Raw genomic sequence first — 19262 nt, 5'->3', positions numbered from 1 at the left:
TCATTTGTGTGTCACAACATAGTTGTATTAGCAACTTATTGGAAAAAATATTTGGAGGCTACTGCATATTTACTGTATCTTTGTTGAAGATAATTAAAGGTTATCTCACTATGAAACACTAATAGCAACCAATCAAAGACGTTATTCACGTTTTGATTGCAAAAGATAAAAAAACAATCATTTTAGTTTTCATAGTAAAAAAAACGGCAACTAATTTAGTTTAGCGGCCTGTAAAAAGTCTTTTCATAATTTAGGTTTATAATTGGTTAGTAACGAACCCTGGTGCCCATCATCAGGGTTTTGTTTTTACACGCATTTCTTCCTGTCCAGATTGACTGAATTATTGGCTCAGTACACAGGTTTTGAAATTGATTCATTATCACCTTAGTCCAAACTTTTTTATATGATGTTATTTTTCCCCTTATATCAATAACCGTCGTGATAATCAAATTGTATGCAACTTGATACCAAGTTACCCCTAATCTCATTATTCGGCCAATTTTTAGACAGTGATCAGTCATTGTTTTTTCAGTAGCGACTGAGTAAGCAATGAAGAAGTACTGAACGAGCAATGAACAAGCAATGTTAAAAGGGCGGATTTGAACACCGCTTGATCTGCGTATGATGGAACTAAAAAATAAGACGCAAACATGCCATGCTACACATCGGTAAGAAAAAACGGCTGTCGTGTTGGCATTGATGCATTTGGCATGCCTCTGGAATTTTCTATAGCGCTGTTTCTATTCCAGCTTTTGATTAATAGCAAGTTTTTTTGTTATTTTACATATATCTTTTTCCCCAGGTACAATCAAAAAACATTACCTACAGAAAAGTAAAACGATAAACTCATTCTCACATGAATCGAAAAAACTATAGAAAGCAAATTACCCTAGGAGTGATCATTTCTTTTTTGCTTATATTCCTTTCAGCCCTATATTTTTTCATATCGCTGCATCATAACTTAAATAACGAGCGAACTATCGTTCAAATCGCCGAAAATAGATTTAATACTATTAATGAAATTAAATCAAATGTAGACGAAGTAAATGATGTCAAACTTGATTACCTGAATAAGAAAGATGCTTCGTTATTTATTCCCTACAAATTGGAATTAAGAAAAACCGATGAACTGCTCCGTTCATTAAGTTTTAAAGATGATTTCTATCATTTCCCATTGAACAAAATTGAAATATTACGCAAAGAAATTTCAGCATTTTATAACTTTGAGCAAGATATTGCAGATACAAGAGAAATTCAATTTAGATCCAATCACATTCACGAACAAAAAGCCTCTATATTGGGCCAGATTAATCTAATATCAAAAGATTTATTGGATCAACGAGCAGATCTTTTAGAAAAATCTAGAAACGACCTGCAAATAGCCCAATACATTACCTACCTGTTCATTGCTATCGGTTTAAGTGGATTCTTCTATATCCTTTCCAAGATTTCTTCTATCTCAAGATTTCTAAGGGCGACCGTGAAAAGTCAACAGGAGTCTAACAGCAGTCTTCAACTATTGCAGGAACAAACAAATAATGATAACTGGATTTTGAATGCAATCAGTAGCATCGATGAACAGTTACGTGGAGATTATACAGACAAGAAAATTGCTGAAATAAGTCTACATGCTATTGCCTCGTCGACTAGAGCACTAGGCGGAACAGTTTATATTTTCGACGACAATTATCAGGAATATCAGCTTTGCCACAAAATCGGCATTTCTGCAAAACAATATATCAAACAAACTTTTAAGGAAAATGACGGTATATTAGGCGAAGTTGCAAACAATCATGAAGTTGTTAAAATTAAAGATATCAACAACAAGCACCTTTTATTAGAAACCTCATTGGCAGATCGGGTAGACACTGAGATTTATATTATTCCTTTTTCTTATGAAAAACATTGTGTCGGTATCATGGAGATATGCTGCCCCGTTATTAATAAGAAAGACGAAAAACTGCGGTTTAGCTTTTTAAATAAAGTAAAAGATAACATTGCCGTTATTATTAAAGTAGCCCAAACACATGGAAAGCTTGCGGATCTTTATGAGGAGCTTCAACAACAAACCGAAGAACTGGAGACTCAACAGGAAGAGTTGAGAACAACGAATGAAGAGCTAATACATAAAACACATTTGTTAGAAGCCTCTGAAGAAGAACTTAGAGTGCAGCAAGAAGAACTTATCCAAACGAATAATGAGTTGGATGAGAAAGCGAAGTTACTCTTCGCCCAAAACGAAGATCTGGAAAAAGCCCGTCAGGCGATAGCCCAAAAAATAGAGGAAGTAGAGCTATCTAGCAAGTATAAATCTGAATTTATGGCCAATATGAGCCATGAACTGCGGACACCACTTAATAGTATTCTCATTCTGGCCAAATTACTTCAGGATAACAAAAAGAAAAACCTCAATGAGGATCAAATAAAATATGCTTCTGTTATTCATAGTGCCGGCTCAGATCTTTTACATTTAATCAATGAATTATTGGATTTGGCAAAAATAGAATCCGGCAAAGTTGAGGTAGAAAAAGAGCGTATCAGCACCAACTATCTCGTAAATTATATTAAAGATTTTTTCAGCGATACCGCAGCCTCAAAAAATATACGGTTCCTACTTGATGTAGACTCAAATGCTCCACAAGAATTTGTTGGCGATGAGCATCGTATACAACAAGTCATTAAGAATTTGTTATCGAATGCATTTAAGTTTACAGGTGAAAGAGGAGAAGTTTTTTTTGGAATAAAAGCTGACACACAAAATCTTATTTTTACGGTCAGAGATAATGGTATTGGAATCGCCCCGGAAAAACAAGAGCTTATCTTCGATGCTTTTAAGCAGGAAGATGGTTCAACAAGCCGTAAATATGGTGGCACTGGTTTAGGTTTATCGATCTGTCGGGAAATCGCCAATTTATTGAAAGGCAAAATAACCTTATCCAGCAAAATCGGTGAAGGTAGCGTCTTCATCTTTAGCATTCCGCTAGAACAGGAAATCCAAACCCCGTTAGTAAAAGTATCATCTATCGACAATGAAAATAATTATCCACCGCTAATGCGGAATGAAACTAATGTCACTGCAAAAATTCAAAGGATAGAAGACGATGGAAAAAACAATAAATTGCTGATTATTGAGGACGACTTTATTTTTGCAGATATTTTAAAAGACTACGCCGAGCAAAATGGCTATGATGTTTACATCAGCTATGATGGAAAAGATGGTTTACAAAAAGCTGAAAATTTACTACCTGCTGCAGTAATACTAGATATTATGTTGCCAAAAATGGATGGTTGGGAAGTACTTCGTAACCTCAAAAAAAATGATAACACCAAGGATATTCCAGTACACATGATGTCGGCAGGAACATTTTTACATGATGAACCTATTTCTGCTGGAGCCATCGGCTTTATGTCCAAACCAGTGTCAGAAGAATCGCTAGCCGAAACTTTCTTAAAAATAAAAGCATCAACAAGTCATCCATTGAAAAAAATTCTTTTGGTGGAAGATCAAGAAATCCAAAGCGATTTTATCAAACAATCGTTGGAAGAACAGCATATTCAAATTTTTCAGGCCTTCAGTGCGGGACAAGCACTCGATTTATTGAATCAGGAGAAATCATTTGATTGTATCATTATGGACTTAAATCTCCCAGACCGATCAGGGATTGAACTCCTAAACGAAATCAAATCGAACAGTCAATTTAAGAATTTACCAATTATCATCAATACGGCAATGGAACTCAGTACAGCGCAAACTTCTGAAATACTCCACCATAGCCAAGCCATGGTGCTCAAGTCCGCCAAGTCAAACAACCGTCTGATTGATGAGGTAAATTTATTCTTAAATAAAATTCGCAGCAGTAAACACGAATACACCATGTTCAACAACTCTGGAAGTGCTGTAATTGCTGAGAACAATTTAGCTTCCAAAACGGTACTACTAGCAGATGACGATATGCGGAATATTTTTGCCCTCAGTACGGCGTTTGAAAGTTATGATATGAAGATTGAGATTGCCAACAATGGTCAGGAGGCATTGGATATCCTTAAACGAAATGACCAGATCGATCTTGTTTTAATGGATATTATGATGCCTGTTATGGATGGTTACGAGGCTATTGAAAAAATAAGAGCAAACAAAAAATTTACGAATATTCCTATTATTGCTGTCACAGCAAAAGCAATGAAAGGTGATCGCGAAAAGACGATTGCTGTTGGCGCAAACGATTATATTAGTAAACCGATTGACGTCGACAAATTAATATCCTTAATGCGTGTATGGCTGAGTTAACCGTTAAAAATGTGGCAATGATCAGTTTTGAAGAGTTAGAAGAAATTATTGATATAGTCAAAAATCTCCATGGGTATGATGTATCCGGTTACACCAGAGCATCTCTTAAAAGACGTGTAACGAGAATTATGGAACTCAATAAATTTAATCTACAGGAATTGAAATCCAACTTGATCAACCAACCCGGATTCAGCACCTATTTCCTTCAGGAAATCACCGTAAATGTCACAGAAATGTTTCGGGATCCAGATTTTTATAAAGCTATCAAAACAGACGTGTTCCCCTATCTTGCAACTTATCCCCATATTAAAATTTGGAGCGCAGGTTGTTCGACCGGTGAAGAAGTATATTCGCTAGCCATATTGTTGGAAGAAGCAAATCTTTACCAACGTGCATTCATTTATGGTACTGATATTAATGGGAAAGTGCTAGAAAAAGCAAAACGCGGTATTTATTCTCTTGGAAAAGTGAAAGAATACTCGGAAAACTTTATCAAAACAGAACCCAGAAACTCATTGTCGGATTACTATACAGCAATGTACAATGCCGCGACAATTAATAATAGTCTCAAAAGAAATATCCTTTTCTCTATACATAGCTTAGTATCCGATGGAGTTTTTAATGAATTTCAGATGATTACCTGTCGTAATGTATTGATTTATTTTGATACTGAGCTACAAAATAGAGTCTTGGATTTATTCTATCATTCACTCTGTCACCTGGGTTTTCTCTGTTTGGGGGCGAAGGAATCTCTGATCAACTATAAAGATGCTGCCAAATTTAAGATCGTAAACAAAAAAAATAATATTTACCAAAAAATTGGGTAATAGAAAATGGAAAGAAAGATTCTTTTGTTAGCGGGCTCTGCAGGTGGCTTCAGTGTGATTCTAAACATTCTTAAATCATTAGAACACCCTATACGCATACCTGTTATTGTCATTGTACACAGAAATCCTAAATACGCTTCTACTATTGAAGAAACACTCTCTAAAGCGCTCGTTCAAAAAATAAAGACTGCTGATGATAAAGAAGCAATAGAAAATGGCACTATTTACTTTGCACCTGCTGGTTATCACCTATTAGTTGAACCAGATTATAGTTTTTCTTTGGATATCTCTGAACCTGTTCAATACTCAAGACCTTCAATTGATGTAACTTTTGAGTCTGTAGCTGAAGTATATAGAGAAAACTGCATTGCTATATTGTTCTCAGGAGCAAATCAAGATGGCGCACAAGGATTACTCATGATAAAACGATACGGAGGAAAAACTTTTGTACAAGATCCTACCACTGCTGAAGTGCCTGTCATGCCCGAAGCAGCTATTCAACTTGGAGCACAAGAAGGTATTTTGACCATTCAAGAAATTAAAGATTACATCAAGCAGTTGACATAAATAGTATTTAGATTTGCTGTAATGAAGAAGATAAATATATTGATTGTTGATGATAAAATTGAAAACATTATCAGTCTAACAGCCCTGTTGGAAGACATAGAAAATATAAATATAGTATCAAGTACAGATCCCAACGACGCTTTAAAAATTTGTTGGAAGGAGCAAATTGATTTAGCACTCGTTGACGTGCAGATGCCAGACATCAATGGTTTTGAATTCGTTTCCATTCTAAAGAATAATCCGAAAACTAACCATATCATCACAATTATGGTAACGGCTATTTCTAAAGAAGATAAATACCTCTTACAGGGGCTTAATAGCGGAGCTGTAGATTATCTGTATAAGCCTCTTAATCCAGAAGCTACTATAGCAAAAGTAAAATCTTTCGTTCAACAACTACTGATTCAGCAAGAACTTAAAGAAAAAAACATTGCTTTAGAGGAGTCTAAGCAAACTATTCTTAAGGCTAAAGAGGAGGCCGACCTGGCCAGGAAATCCAAGGAAACATTTTTAGCCAATATGAGCCATGAGATTCGTACTCCTATTAATGGTATTATGGGGATTACACAGATGCTAAAAAACTCCCAGCTTACCTTAGAACAAGAAAATTGGATCAATAAACTGGACTCTGCATCGCAAAATTTGCTGAATATCATCAACGACATACTGGACCTTTCCAAGGTTGACTCAGGAATGATGAAGCTTAATATGGAATCCACATCAGTACATGATATTACAGATGACCTCAACAATCTCTTTATTGATAAAGCCAACTACAAAGGACTGAATTTTTCAATTGATGTCGACGATCGCATCACCAGTTATTTTCTGACAGATCCATTGCGATTAAAACAAATATTAACCAATTTCATTTCCAACAGTTTCAAATTTACCGCTGAAGGAGCTGTCCTCTTAAAAATCCAACTCCTATCAGAAGACACCCACACTATTTGTTTACGGTTTCAGGTGATTGATACAGGAATTGGCATTGCAGAAGATGCCCTTGAAAAAATATTTATTGCTTTTGAACAAGGCGAGGATAGTATTACCAAAAAATTTGGAGGTACAGGATTAGGTCTCGCCATCGTAAAACGGATTGCAGCATTGCTTAACGGTCAAGTCTTTGCCTCGAGTGAATACGGAAAGGGTAGCGTGTTTTCATTTGAATGTAATTTTGACAAAATCAAAGATAAGCCTGTAGAGAAAGAAACCCAGGTACTCTACACAGAATTACCGAAGTTCAATTTCCCGATGGTTTTAATTGCTGAAGACAACGAACTGAACAGTTTCATGTTGGCGAATATCCTCAAAAGCTGGAATTGCAATATCACTTTGGCAACCAATGGTCTTATTGCCCTAGAAGAGATTAATCAGAAAAAAATCGACCTGGTATTTATGGATGCACATATGCCATTGATGAGTGGTTTTGAAGCGATCAAAGAAATACGTCGAAACGCAAATCCGGTAATAGCCAATATGCCCATCATTTCGATTTCGGCTTCTGTGTTGCAAGCCGAACAACAGGAAGCTCTTGATGCTGGAGCAAATGAAGTTGTTGGAAAGCCATTCGATCCGATCAAGCTATATAAAACAATTGATACTTTATTGTCAAAATTGAAATGTTAGTTTCAATTTATCAATGAATTGATTACTTTTAGAACATAAACAATATGTGTTGATGTTGTTTGTCATAAACGTATATCCAGAAAGGGGTCAAAGTTTATAATAACTTCATCATTAAACCGCTGAAGGCAGTGGAAATGCCTATAACAAATAGAAGATAAACAAACAATCATTCAAATGAAAAAACTTTTTATGATACCAGCAGTTGCAGTTGCTTTATCAATTGCCTCTTGCGGTGGAAACAGTGACAAGTCTGAAAAATCAACGAGTACAGAAGCGGCAACTTCGACAGAAGGCCAAGCAACAGAAACAGTACCTGGTATTGAAAACGTAGCTATTTCCAACAGCCTATCTTTAGAAGGTAACGATCAAATGAAATTTGACAAGGATTTATTCCGTGTGAAGGCAGGCGAACCTGTTGAATTATCTTTCAAAAATGCAGGTACAATGCCTAAAGAGTCGATGGGGCACAATGTAGTTATTTTGAAACCAGGGGTTGATCTGCCCACTTTTGGTGCAGAAGCAGCTGCAGCTGCTGCAGACGAATATATCCCAAAATCGGCTTTATCTTCAATTGCAGCCCACACCAAATTGTTGGGACCTGGAGAAACTGATAAAATCACGTTTACACTCGAAAAAGGAGTCTACACCTTTATCTGTAGCTTCCCTGGTCACTATGGTGTCATGCAAGGCAAAATTGTTGCAGAATAATAACCAAATAAGAAAAAGGTATTCAAAAGATGAATACCTTTTTTATTTATATTCCCTCCCAAACGCCTATCATTTTTGTTATGGTGTATAGTTTCCCGCTATTTATCAAATAAATGTAAAGTAAGGCGCTTTAGTCACAAATCGTAAGTTTTGATTTCCTATCCCGTTAATAATCATTAAATTTGTGGTACAAAAAAATAAAACGTAATCAATGCAATACGACGTAATTGTAATCGGAAGTGGTCCAGGTGGATATGTAGGAGCTATCCGTTGTGCCCAATTAGGATTAAAAACAGCTGTTATCGAAAAATATAGCACATTTGGTGGTACTTGTCTTAACGTTGGATGTATTCCTTCTAAAGCGCTTTTAGATGCTTCGGAGCATTACCACAATGCTGCGCACAATTTTGATACATTCGGCATCAGTTTGAAAGACCTGAAAGTAGATATGGAAAAGATGATTGCTCGTAAAGACGATGTCATTGCACAAAATACTGCCGGTATTACCTTCCTATTCAAAAAGAATAAAATTGACAGTTTTCAGGGTATAGGTTCATTTGTGGACAAAAACACAATCAAAATAACAAAAGCAGATGGTTCTACAGATCAGATCACTGGTAAAAATGTAATTATTGCGACCGGATCGAAACCAACTTCATTGCCCTTTTTGCCGGTTGATAAAAAAAGAATCATTACCTCTACAGAAGCGCTAAACCTAAAAGAGATACCAAAACACCTTATTGTCATCGGTGGAGGTGTGATTGGTTTGGAATTGGGTTCAGTTTACGCTCGTTTAGGTTCAAAAGTTTCTGTTGTTGAATTTGCAAAATCCATTATTGGCACAATGGATGCTGGGTTAGGGAAAGAACTACAGCGTGTTTTGAAAAAATCATTGGGAATGGAGTTCTATTTGGGCCATAAAGTGACAGGAGCTTCCGCTAATGGCGATGTCGTTCATGTAACGGCAGAGGATCCGAAGGGACAAGAAATTACTTTAGAGGGCGACTATTGCATCGTAGCGGTTGGTCGTACGGCATATTCAGAAGGGTTAGGATTAGAAAATATCGGCATTACTGTAGAAGAAAGAGGTAAAAAAATACCAGTTAATGCACACCTTGAAACAGCCGTACAAGGCGTCTTTGCTATCGGGGATGTAATCACTGGAGCGATGTTGGCCCATAAAGCTGAAGACGAAGGTGTATATGTCGCGGAATACATCGCAGGTCAAAAACCACATATTGATTATAATTTAATTCCGGGAGTGGTTTATACGTGGCCGGAAGTTGCATCTGTTGGAAAGACTGAAGAACAATTGAAAGAGGCTGGTATTAAGTATAAAGCAGGATCATTCTCTTTCAAAGCCTCTGGCCGTGCAAAAGCTTCTGGCGATACTGATGGTTTCGTAAAAGTACTCGCAGATGCCACAACCGACGAAGTATTAGGCATACATATGATTGGTCCACGCGCCGCAGATATAATTGCGGAGGCTACGGTAGCCATGGAATACCGCGCATCTGCAGAAGATATCGCACGTATTTGCCATGCACACCCAACCTATACAGAAGCACTCAAAGAAGCTGCGCTAGCAGCGACAGCAAATCGAGCAATACACGCTTAGGCGTTAATATAAATTACTTAGGGGGAAAAGGAAACTTTTCCCCTTTGCCTTAAATAGCTATACACAATGAATTTTTATACAAGAAAATGGGTCAAACCCGAAGACCTAAATCCTAACGGAACATTATTTGGGGGAACATTGCTGCGATGGATAGATGAAGAAGCGGTAATCTATGCTATCGTTCAACTTGGAAACCCAAAAGTCGTTACAAAATTTATTTCGGAAATAAACTTTGTAAGCTCAGCAAAACAAGGTGATATTCTAGAACTCGGCATTGAAGCCATTAATTTTGGAACAACATCCTTAACGATGCGCTGTGAAGTCCGCAATAAAATATCCAAAAAGACAATTCTATCGATCGAAAAACTGGTATTTGTAAATTTGGATGAGGATGGGAATCCCGCACCTCATGGCAGGGATAGCATCACTTATGCTTACATGGGGATTGAGAAAACAGGAAGAGATGATTAAACATCTCCCTGTTGCTCTTAAAATTTGTGTCTCTTGTCAATAATAGACAGAACTACTATTCGTCTTACAGATCGGCTTTTGTTCATTTCAATTTTCGATCTCACTCGCTAAGGAGATTCCGGCATCAATATACTGCATTACGAGCAGACTAAGACTTCTGTCTTTTTCCTTCAATTTCCTTTTTTAGATCCAATTCTACCCAAAAGCCAAAAATAGGAATCAAAGAAGCGAAGAAATATTTAACAGCCTTCAAGATAGGCCACTTGTATTCTACGGTAGACATAATTAGCATAACGACAAAGATAACGACAAAAAAGCCATGAATGGACCCTGCTATTTTGACTGCTTCGGGAATTCCAGCGAGATATTTCAGCGGCATAGCAATGAAAAACAAGCAAATTGTGGAAATAGCTTCCCACAGTGCAATCTGTCTAAATATTCTTAACATAATGATAAACTGTCTATTGTGAATTCCAAAAATAAGACTCTCTATAAAGATTAACTATTATTTTTACCGCTTTGACTAAGATGTGACATATACCTACAAACAGCGACAGTGTTTTATCAGATACTGCCAATTTTACAATAAATTGTTCAGTTTCATCAGAAAAAATGCGTACTTTTGAATGAATATAGGCTTCATATATCTTGGTATTTGAAGCTATAACACTCAACTACAGAATATTTATTTATATGAATTACGACATCATTGTAATCGGTAGTGGTCCAGGCGGGTATGTTGCTGCCATTAGAGCCGCTCAGTTAGGGTTCAAAACAGCGATTATTGAACGCGAATCATTAGGCGGAATCTGTCTAAACTGGGGCTGTATCCCTACAAAAGCATTATTGAAAAGTGCTCAGGTATTTGAATATTTAAACCATGCCGCTGATTACGGCATCAATGTTCAAGGTGGTGAGGCCGATTTTGAAGCTATCGTCAAAAGAAGTCGCGGAGTTGCTGAAGGAATGAGTAAAGGTATACAGTTTTTGATGAAAAAGAATAAAATCGACGTTATCAATGGTACTGCAAAAATTAAAAAAGGTGGTAAAATCGATGTGAAAGGAGCCGACGGTTCTACTAAAGAATATTCGGCAAAACATACTATCCTAGCGACAGGTGCACGTTCACGTGAATTGCCTAATTTACCTCAAGATGGTAAAAAAATCATCGGTTACCGTCAGGCAATGACACTTCCTAAACAACCAAAATCTTTAGTTGTTGTTGGTTCAGGAGCTATCGGTGTTGAGTTCGCTTATTTCTATAATGCTATCGGAACAAAAGTAACTATCGTAGAATTTATGGATAGAATCGTTCCTGTTGAAGATGAAGAAATTTCAAAACAATTAGAGAAAAGTTTAAAGAAACAAGGCATCTCTGTTTTAACCAAGTCAGAGGTTCAATCTGTTGATACATCAGGTGAGTTGAGCAAAGTTTCAATTAAAACCGAAAAAGGTGTAGAAGTGATCGAAGCGGAGGTTGTATTATCTGCTGTTGGTATTGCGCCAAATATCGAAAATATAGGGTTGGAAGAAGTTGGTGTAAAAACTGATCGTGGACGTGTTGTAGTAGATGATTACTACAAAACGAACATCGAAGGAGTATATGCTATCGGAGATATCGTTAAAGGTCAAGCCTTGGCTCACGTTGCATCAGCAGAGGGGATAACTTGTGTTGAAAAAATCAAAGGTCTACATGTTGAACCGATCGATTACAACAACATACCCGGCTGTACCTATTGTTCCCCAGAAATTGCATCAGTAGGTTATACCGAAAAAGCTGCCAAAGAAGCTGGTTATGAAATTAAAGTTGGTAAATTCCCTTTCTCAGCTTCTGGAAAAGCTTCCGCTGCAGGTGCAAAAGATGGCTTTGTAAAAGTTATTTTTGACGCTAAATATGGTGAATTCCTAGGTGCGCACCTAATCGGAGCTAATGTTACAGAGATGATTGCGGAAGTTGTTGTTGCCCGCAAATTGGAAACAACAGGTCATGAAATGATTAAAACGATCCATCCTCACCCAACGATGAGTGAGGCGATTATGGAAGCTTGTGCTGATGCTTACGGTGAGGTAATCCACTTATAGTATTTGCAACAACTTCATAAAACTAAAAAGGGGNNCCCCTTTTTAGTTTTATGAAGAACAGATAAATCGGATTACATAACTAGCCTCGACTTAAAGACGATCTGTTGGTCTGGGGCTTCAGGATTATCTATTCGATCGAATAGGATTTCTGCTGCTTTCCGCGCTTGCATTCCTGGAAATTGTTCAATACGTCCCATTGGTGGATTTTCCATATATTGCCATAACGGATAATTTGCATAGCTGATAAAAAAGATATCTTGGTTCAATACAAGACCTTTCTGCCGCGCCGCTTTCATCAAGTCAAGTGTTACAAAATCATTAAAAGAAATGATCGCTGATGGTCGCTCAGGCATCGCAAATATACTATCCATAGCGCTTTCATTTCCTTCCGTACTCAAATCAGTTTCGATAATATTCTTATCAAGAATATCCATACCGTTTCTTTTCATAGCAGATAGATAGGCAACTTTTCGATCTTCACTCGCGGGCAATGTTTTCGGTCCGTTTACAAGGGCAATAATTTTATGACCACAAGCTACGAATGCATCGACAGCTTCGTTCATACCAGTAGAAAGGTCACTTTGTACTTTACTAATATGGGGCAAACTCGGTACACAGTCAAAGAAGACAACAGGAATATCCGAAGCACCCAATTTTTCGATAAATTCCAAATTAGTCGTCTTTTTACCAATTGACATTAAAATTCCATCGACACGATGGTTTTTAAATGTCTTTAAGATCTGCTCTTCACGATCGGGATCGTCCAATGATTGTCCCATTAGAACAGTATATCGGTGCTCAGATGCAACATTTTCAATTTCACTGATAGCAAAGGAAAAAAAAGGTTCAGACAAACTCGGCAAGATGACAGCGATAGTAAATGTTTTGCGCTGTTTGAAGAATATCGCTGTTTGATTGGGTTCATAATTCAATTCTTCGGCCATCTTTTTTACCCGCATTGTGGTTACCAATCCAATACTTGGATGATCATTCAATGCTCTAGAAACTGTTGAAGGACTGATTTTCAGCTTCTTGGCAATTTCTTTTATCGTGGCAGGCTTGTTCACTTTATTCATAAATCCAAGGGCTTTATATAAAAATAGGGCTTTTATATCCCTAATCATAATTTTTTTCAACAATATTGACTGCGATTATAATGGCAATATCGTCTCGGTAGATTAAACAAATATACTTACTGTGAACTTATTCTACAAATTGAATTGCGCTTGGTTCAACAGTAAACTCATTCGCAAGGAAGTCCAAAGGCGCAATCCCCCTAAAAATAAGTTCATCCAAAAAATACACTTTTATATCATTCTCATATTCGCCCCAGTCCACAAATTTTACTTTATTGAGCTGTTCTAGCGGATTTCCCTTTGTTAAAATACATATCTGCTTACCTTCAGCTTTTAGCGCTTTAAATAGCATATTAATGTGATCAAACAACTGTAATCGCAGTGGCAAAATAGCATTCACATGAAGACGCTCAAAATTCTCTTTATATTTTTTGTCAAATCCAAAGGTTTGTTGTGCACGTTCAAACAATAAATCTTCTCCTTGACGCTCGAGATGATCTTTCATAAATTGAATCAATTCTGCTTGAGCGGGAACCGTCTCAGTAAATTCTATAAAATTAGCAAAAAGGTAATAGACTTGTAGTAGGTAATCTTTTTTAGCGAAAATAACATCATCTAATTCAAAAACATAAACCTTTTTTTCTTCTGGAAACATCATCTATTAAAACTTAAAAACATGAACAGCGCCTACACCGATTAAACAAAACAATAACATTGGCAACGCAAAATAAGAGGCTACTTGGATACACAAATTAGTGCCAAATCCTCTCCAGAATCAGAGGCAGCAAACAAGCCATCCAATGATCTTTCAAAAGTTGTTGAGTCCAATAAATCTTTACCCCTGGAAAGAAGTCTATAAGGCAGGTCTGTTGGAGGGTTTTCCATAACAGGTATTGTTTCAAGCAAATCCTTATCCGGAACAAGAACGGAGATGTGATATTCCTCAAATAAAACTTTGGCAGTGGACAATGGTTCGAGCTCAAAACCACCCAAAGGCAACACATAGTTAACCTCTTGGTCTAAACTTAATTTAAGTATCTCATGAGCAAAAGTAGGAAGAAGACCTTTTGGAATTTTAGCATATTTCCCTGAGGCTAAAAGCAATTCGGGAATATCTTCTGAACTGGCATATAATACTTCGAAATCAGCGCCTAGTTTTTTTGCTATACGCATCGCCAAAGGCCTAGTCCCGAAAGTTATGAGTATTTTTTTCATTAAAACATACTTATTAATCCCGTTATTTCAGGATGTTGTGGATCTATTATACGACTACACCATCACGCATATGAATCGTTCGATCCGAAATGCGAGCAAGTTCCTCATTGTGCGTAACGATAATAAATGTTTGCTGAAATTTATCTCTAAGATCAAAAAACAATTGATGTAAAGCGGCTGCATTTTCAGAGTCGAGATTGCCGGAAGGTTCATCTGCCAAAATAATGGAAGGATCATTAATCAGCGCACGAGCCACAGAGACACGTTGCTGTTCACCACCAGACATTTCAGCAGGCTTATGGCCAATACGATGGGAAACTCCCAATAACTCCAACAATTTTTTCGCCTTTTCCTCTGCCTCAAGTCTTCCCTTTCCATGAATAAAAGCAGGAATACATACATTTTCTAAAGCAGTGAATTCAGGCAACAAATGGTGAAATTGAAATACAAAACCGATATGTTCGTTGCGAAAAGCACTTAACTTTTTAGCACTCAATTTTTGGACATCTACACCATTGATCAAAACCGATCCCTGATCGGGTTTATCTAAGGTACCGATAATGTGCAGCAAGGTACTTTTTCCAGCCCCCGATGCACCTACAATACTAACGATTTCGCCCTTTTCAACAGCGATATCAACACCTTTCAAAATCGGTAATGACCCATAAGCTTTGTGAATTCCTTTGGCATGTAACATCATAGGGCAAAGATAACTAAATTTACGATACAACGAGTTTGAATAAATAAGCTGTTATTTCTCAATTCCAGCCATTTTATTTTGTCTAAATGTCAAAAAATAGATAAAAGAGCGATTTATCACTTGTCTTATCCCCCAAAAAATTATATTTTTACGCCAAATATTTTTGCAAATGAACATTCACGAATATCAAGGAAAACAAATACTAAAGAGCTTTGGTGTGCGCGTACAGGAAGGTATCGTAGCAGATACTCCAGAGCAAGCTGTGGAAGCGGCCAAAAAAATGAAAGAAGACTACAACTCTGATTGGGTTGTTGTCAAAGCTCAAATTCACGCTGGTGGCCGTGGTAAAGGTGGTGGTGTCAAGTTAGCTAAGAACTTAGATGAAGTCAAACAAAGAGCAACTGACATCATTGGTATGCAATTAGTAACGCCTCAAACTGGACCTGAAGGTAAAAAAGTAAACAAAGTTTTGATCGCTCAAGACGTTTACTATCCAGGCGAGAGCGAAACAAAAGAATTCTACATGTCTGTATTATTGGACCGTGCTAAAGGACGTAACATCGTTATGTACTCTACGGAAGGTGGTATGGATATCGAAGAAGTTGCAGAAAAAACACCGCACTTGATTTTCAAAGAAGAAATCGATCCAAAAGTAGGCTTACAAGGATTCCAAGCACGTAAAATTGCCTTCAATCTTGGTCTTTCTGGTGCTGCGCACAAAGAAATGGTAAAATTTGTTGCTGCCCTTTACAAAGCATACGATTCTACAGACTCTTCTATGTTTGAGATCAATCCTGTCTTGAAAACTTCTGACGACAAGATCTTAGCCGTTGATGCGAAAGTAAATCTTGATGAAAACGCTTTATACCGTCACGCAGATTACGCAGCTATGCGCGATGTAACTGAGGAGGATCCAACAGAAGTTGAAGCTGGTGAATCAAACCTAAACTACGTTAAATTAGATGGTAACGTAGGTTGTATGGTAAATGGCGCTGGTTTGGCAATGGCTACCATGGATATCATCAAAATAGCCGGCGGTGAACCTGCCAACTTCTTAGATGTAGGTGGTACGGCTAATGCTGAAACTGTAAAAGCTGGTTTCAATATCATTTTGAAAGACCCTAACGTAAAAGCAATCTTAATTAATATCTTCGGTGGTATTGTTCGTTGCGACCGTGTTGCTCAAGGTGTAATTGATGCGTATAGCGAAATTGGAAACATTCCAGTTCCTATTATTGTTCGCCTTCAAGGTACGAATGCTGAAGAAGCGAAAAAATTAATTGATGAATCCGGTTTACAAGTCTATTCTGCAATTTTATTGAAAGAAGCTGCTGAACTAGTAACGAAAGTATTGAAAGGATAATTCCTTGAATCATCATAACAAAAAGCGCGAATTATTTTTAATTCGCGCTTTTTGTTATTACACCGCATCTCATGAAGCCCCCGTTATCAAAGTTATGTTTCATTTAGAAATGAAATATATTTCACTTCCTAACCGTCTAACTCCACCTGTTGTGATTTCAATAATATATTTGCCCTATGAGCTGTAATACCCCATCGTGAATTGAATTAAATCAACATTTATAGCCAATAAACCAACAGAATAGCGTATTTTTGTATTGCTTTTTTAACAAAGCATCTTTTACAAGTCAATCTCCAAAAATTAAGATGGAACACACAAGAATAAAGGAACTATTGAATGCCACAGAATTTGGCAAAGAGGTCGTTGTTAAAGGTTGGGTCAGAACTTTCCGTAACAATCAGTTTATAGCAATCAATGACGGTTCGTCAATCAATAATATTCAAGCAGTTGTCGATTTTGAAAATACACCTGAGGATATCTTAAAGCGTATCACCACTGGAGCAGCAGTCCGCGTAAAAGGTCAATTGGTAGCATCATTAGGTAAAGGTCAAAAAGTTGAGGTTAAAGCTACTGAGGTAAGCATTATCGGCGACTCTGACCCCGAAAAATATCCGTTACAACCCAAAAAGCATAGCTTAGAATTTTTACGTGAAATTGCACATTTACGTTTCCGTACCGGGACATTCAATGCCGTATTCAAAGTGCGTAATGCATTAGCATTTGCGGTACACAAGTTTTTTCAGGAAAACGACTTTGTTTACATGCACACACCGATCATCACAGGTTCGGATGCCGAAGGTGCTGGAGAAATGTTTCAGGTTACAACCTTGGATTTAAAAAATCCGCCACGCAACGAAAATGGAGATATTGAATTCAAAGAAGACTTCTTTGGAAAATCAACCAACCTTACGGTATCGGGCCAATTAGAAGGTGAGCTTGGCGCCATGGCATTTGGAAACATCTATACGTTCGGGCCAACATTTAGAGCGGAAAACTCAAATACAACACGTCACTTAGCCGAATTTTGGATGATCGAACCCGAAATGGCTTTCTATGAATTAGAAGATAATATGGATCTGGCCGAGGCTTTGCTGAAATATGTCATCAAATACGCTTTGGAAACTTGTCCAGAAGAAATCGAGTTCCTCAAAAATCGTTTGCTGGAAGAGGAAAAATCCAAACCTGCTGCAGAACGCTCAGAATTAAACCTTGTTGAGAAATTAAACTTCGTATTAACAAACGATTTTGAACGCGTTACCTATACCGATGCTGTTGAAATCTTAAAGCGTAGCAAACCAAACCAAAAGAAACAATTCAAGTATTTAATTGATGATTGGGGAGCTGATTTACAATCGGAACACGAGCGTTATTTGGTTGAAAAACACTTCAAGAAACCTGTTATCTTAACCGACTATCCGCGCGAAATCAAGTCCTTCTATATGAAGCAAAATGAGCCGGACGCACAAGGAAGAAATACAGTCCGCGCCATGGATATTCTTTTCCCAGGCATTGGTGAAATGGTCGGTGGCTCGCAGCGTGAAGAGAATCTTGATCGCTTACTCGATCGCATGGCTGAAGTTGGTATTCTTGCAGAAGAAATGGAGTGGTTCTTGGATACGCGCCGTTTTGGATCGGTACCACATTCCGGATTCGGCGTAGGGTTCGAACGCCTTGTTTTATTCACGACGGGAATGACCAATATCCGCGATGTCATTCCGTTCCCACGCACACCGAAAAACGCAGAATTTTAATCTAAAGAACAACAGCCAAAACAAAATATTTTGGCTGTTGTTCTTTTAGATATAGCGTATCTGAATACAGATAGTAACCATTGCCCCATTGGCATTCTTTAATAGGGCTTGAGATTAAACCTAATTCAGGTACTTAACAAAAATAGAAAATGCTTATTAAGATATATAACGACAACCCCAACCCCAAGGCAGTAGAACAGGCGGTTGATATTCTTCGCCGTGGTGGTGTAATCATCTATCCGACCGACACCGTATATGGTATTGGCTGTGATATCACGCAACAAAAAGCCATAGAACGCGTATGTGAAATTAGAGGACTAAAGCCTGAAAAAGCAAATCTATCATTTATATGCTATGATTTAACAGATATTTCGCAATACACAAAATCCTTCGATACCTCCGTTTTCCGTGTACTGAAAAAAGCCTTACCTGGACCTTTTACTTTTATTTTTAATGCAACAACTAAAGTCCCTAAGCTCCTAAGTTCCAAAAAGAAGACAGTGGGTATCCGTGTTCCAGACAATAACATTGTTCGTGAAATAGTCAAACAATTAGGCAACCCTATTGTGACAGCCTCCATTCACGATGAAGATGAAATTATTGAATATTCTACTGATCCCGAATTAATTCACGAAAAATACGAAGATTTAGTAGATGCTGTTATAGATGGCGGTTATGGCGATAATATAGCATCTACCGTGGTCGATGTTACCGAAGGAACTTTTGATGTCATTCGTGAAGGAAAAGGTGATTTGGAACAATTCCTATAAAAGCCAACTTGCAATAGAAATTCCCCTGATCAACTATTTGCAAAATTACCAACAGCAGCATTGTTGGTAATTTGTGCATAAACTACACCCATAAACATACTTACCAACAAAAACAGCTACTTATTAACACTATAAATGTTAATAAGTAGCTTATCAGCATACAGGTATTAACAGAAATTGTGCATAAGCACACGTTTATT

General features: G+C 37.4%; 16 protein-coding genes. 11 read left to right on the top strand and 5 right to left on the bottom strand.

What is annotated here, in order from left to right; all coding sequences use genetic code 11:
- Nucleotides 1-856 precede the first annotated feature (856 nt).
- From B2107_RS14675 to B2107_RS14645, 7 genes are all read left to right on the top strand, one after another.
- The gene (locus B2107_RS14675) at nt 857-4288 is read left to right on the top strand and encodes a hybrid sensor histidine kinase/response regulator (protein WP_293956420.1); all 3432 of its coding nucleotides are present in this window, start codon (nt 857-859) and stop codon (nt 4286-4288) included.
- Nucleotides 4276-5115: a CheR family methyltransferase gene (locus tag B2107_RS14670; RefSeq protein WP_293956419.1), complete on the top strand. Its 840-nt coding sequence runs from the start codon at nt 4276-4278 to the stop codon at nt 5113-5115. Before B2107_RS14675 ends, B2107_RS14670 begins: the two co-directional genes overlap by 13 nt.
- Nucleotides 5116-5121: 6 nt before the next feature.
- Nucleotides 5122-5682, top strand: a complete 561-nt coding sequence (locus tag B2107_RS14665; RefSeq protein WP_293956418.1) for a chemotaxis protein CheB — start codon at nt 5122-5124, stop codon at nt 5680-5682.
- A gap of 21 nt (nt 5683-5703) precedes the next feature.
- A complete protein-coding gene (locus B2107_RS14660; RefSeq protein WP_293956416.1) occupies nt 5704-7308 on the top strand; it encodes a response regulator in 1605 nt (534 codons plus the stop codon).
- Between the two features lie 174 nt (nt 7309-7482).
- Nucleotides 7483-8016 carry a plastocyanin/azurin family copper-binding protein gene (locus B2107_RS14655; RefSeq protein ID WP_293956414.1) on the top strand — a complete coding sequence of 178 codons (534 nt, stop codon included), beginning with the start codon at nt 7483-7485 and terminating at the stop codon, nt 8014-8016.
- A gap of 211 nt (nt 8017-8227) precedes the next feature.
- Nucleotides 8228-9634, top strand: a complete 1407-nt coding sequence (lpdA, locus tag B2107_RS14650) for a dihydrolipoyl dehydrogenase (RefSeq protein WP_293956412.1) — start codon at nt 8228-8230, stop codon at nt 9632-9634.
- A gap of 66 nt (nt 9635-9700) precedes the next feature.
- Nucleotides 9701-10105 carry an acyl-CoA thioesterase gene (locus tag B2107_RS14645; RefSeq protein ID WP_293956410.1) on the top strand — a complete coding sequence of 135 codons (405 nt, stop codon included), beginning with the start codon at nt 9701-9703 and terminating at the stop codon, nt 10103-10105.
- Nucleotides 10106-10253: 148 nt separating this feature from the next.
- Here the strand turns inward: B2107_RS14645 and B2107_RS14640 are convergent, their stop codons facing one another.
- Nucleotides 10254-10553, bottom strand: a complete 300-nt coding sequence (locus tag B2107_RS14640) for a DUF3817 domain-containing protein (protein WP_293956408.1) — start codon at nt 10551-10553, stop codon at nt 10254-10256.
- Nucleotides 10554-10798: 245 nt separating this feature from the next.
- On the opposite strand from B2107_RS14640, the gene lpdA (B2107_RS14635) reads away from it, so the two are divergent.
- Complete coding sequence (gene lpdA / locus B2107_RS14635; RefSeq protein ID WP_293956407.1) at nt 10799-12187, top strand: dihydrolipoyl dehydrogenase; 1389 nt, start codon at nt 10799-10801, stop codon at nt 12185-12187.
- Nucleotides 12188-12258: 71 nt separating this feature from the next.
- Here lpdA (B2107_RS14635) and B2107_RS14630 read toward each other — a convergent pair whose 3' ends face one another.
- The 4 genes from B2107_RS14630 to B2107_RS14615 all read right to left on the bottom strand — a co-directional run bounded on the left by B2107_RS14630 (nt 12259) and on the right by B2107_RS14615 (nt 15175).
- The gene (locus B2107_RS14630; RefSeq protein ID WP_293956405.1) at nt 12259-13263 is read right to left on the bottom strand and encodes a LacI family DNA-binding transcriptional regulator; all 1005 of its coding nucleotides are present in this window, start codon (nt 13261-13263) and stop codon (nt 12259-12261) included.
- A 127-nt stretch (nt 13264-13390) separates the two neighbouring features.
- The gene (locus tag B2107_RS14625) at nt 13391-13918 is read right to left on the bottom strand and encodes an HAD hydrolase-like protein (RefSeq protein ID WP_293956404.1); all 528 of its coding nucleotides are present in this window, start codon (nt 13916-13918) and stop codon (nt 13391-13393) included.
- A gap of 80 nt (nt 13919-13998) precedes the next feature.
- Nucleotides 13999-14478 (bottom strand): hypothetical protein, encoded by a 480-nt coding sequence (locus B2107_RS14620; RefSeq protein WP_293956402.1) that lies wholly within the window; start codon nt 14476-14478, stop codon nt 13999-14001.
- 46 nt (nt 14479-14524) lie between these two features.
- A complete protein-coding gene (locus B2107_RS14615; protein ID WP_293956520.1) occupies nt 14525-15175 on the bottom strand; it encodes an ABC transporter ATP-binding protein in 651 nt (216 codons plus the stop codon).
- A gap of 172 nt (nt 15176-15347) precedes the next feature.
- On the opposite strand from B2107_RS14615, the gene sucC reads away from it, so the two are divergent.
- The 3 genes from sucC (at nt 15348) to B2107_RS14600 (ending at nt 19062) form a co-directional block, all read left to right on the top strand.
- Nucleotides 15348-16541, top strand: a complete 1194-nt coding sequence (gene sucC / locus B2107_RS14610; RefSeq protein WP_293956401.1) for an ADP-forming succinate--CoA ligase subunit beta — start codon at nt 15348-15350, stop codon at nt 16539-16541.
- A 305-nt stretch (nt 16542-16846) separates the two neighbouring features.
- Nucleotides 16847-18292: an asparagine--tRNA ligase gene (gene asnS / locus B2107_RS14605; RefSeq protein WP_293956400.1), complete on the top strand. Its 1446-nt coding sequence runs from the start codon at nt 16847-16849 to the stop codon at nt 18290-18292.
- Nucleotides 18293-18441: 149 nt separating this feature from the next.
- Entirely contained in the window at nt 18442-19062 is a 621-nt protein-coding gene (locus B2107_RS14600) for an L-threonylcarbamoyladenylate synthase (RefSeq protein WP_293956399.1), read from the top strand.
- The last annotated feature ends 200 nt before the right edge of the window (nt 19063-19262 follow it).

This window comes from Sphingobacterium sp. UBA7855 (genome assembly GCA_002500745.1).
Lineage (GTDB): Bacteria > Bacteroidota > Bacteroidia > Sphingobacteriales > Sphingobacteriaceae > Sphingobacterium.
Note: the sequence above shows the minus strand (reverse complement) of the source record. Positions and strands in the feature narration are given on the sequence as shown.

Bases quoted from the DNA above. Each gene is read 5' to 3' on its own strand.
- lpdA (WP_293956407.1), top strand. From the start codon at position 10,799: ATGAATTACGACATCATTGTAATCGGTAGTGGTCCAGGCGGGTATGTT.
- B2107_RS14620 (WP_293956402.1), bottom strand. From the start codon at position 14,478: ATGAAAAAAATACTCATAACTTTCGGGACTAGGCCTTTGGCGATGCGT.
- B2107_RS14625 (WP_293956404.1), bottom strand. From the start codon at position 13,918: ATGTTTCCAGAAGAAAAAAAGGTTTATGTTTTTGAATTAGATGATGTT.
- B2107_RS14670 (WP_293956419.1), top strand. From the start codon at position 4,276: ATGGCTGAGTTAACCGTTAAAAATGTGGCAATGATCAGTTTTGAAGAG.
- B2107_RS14665 (WP_293956418.1), top strand. From the start codon at position 5,122: ATGGAAAGAAAGATTCTTTTGTTAGCGGGCTCTGCAGGTGGCTTCAGT.
- B2107_RS14645 (WP_293956410.1), top strand. From the start codon at position 9,701: ATGAATTTTTATACAAGAAAATGGGTCAAACCCGAAGACCTAAATCCT.
- B2107_RS14630 (WP_293956405.1), bottom strand. From the start codon at position 13,263: ATGAATAAAGTGAACAAGCCTGCCACGATAAAAGAAATTGCCAAGAAG.
- B2107_RS14675 (WP_293956420.1), top strand. From the start codon at position 857: ATGAATCGAAAAAACTATAGAAAGCAAATTACCCTAGGAGTGATCATT.
- B2107_RS14615 (WP_293956520.1), bottom strand. From the start codon at position 15,175: ATGTTACATGCCAAAGGAATTCACAAAGCTTATGGGTCATTACCGATT.
- B2107_RS14640 (WP_293956408.1), bottom strand. From the start codon at position 10,553: ATGTTAAGAATATTTAGACAGATTGCACTGTGGGAAGCTATTTCCACA.
- B2107_RS14600 (WP_293956399.1), top strand. From the start codon at position 18,442: ATGCTTATTAAGATATATAACGACAACCCCAACCCCAAGGCAGTAGAA.
- B2107_RS14660 (WP_293956416.1), top strand. From the start codon at position 5,704: ATGAAGAAGATAAATATATTGATTGTTGATGATAAAATTGAAAACATT.
- asnS (WP_293956400.1), top strand. From the start codon at position 16,847: ATGGAACACACAAGAATAAAGGAACTATTGAATGCCACAGAATTTGGC.
- sucC (WP_293956401.1), top strand. From the start codon at position 15,348: ATGAACATTCACGAATATCAAGGAAAACAAATACTAAAGAGCTTTGGT.
- lpdA (WP_293956412.1), top strand. From the start codon at position 8,228: ATGCAATACGACGTAATTGTAATCGGAAGTGGTCCAGGTGGATATGTA.
- B2107_RS14655 (WP_293956414.1), top strand. From the start codon at position 7,483: ATGAAAAAACTTTTTATGATACCAGCAGTTGCAGTTGCTTTATCAATT.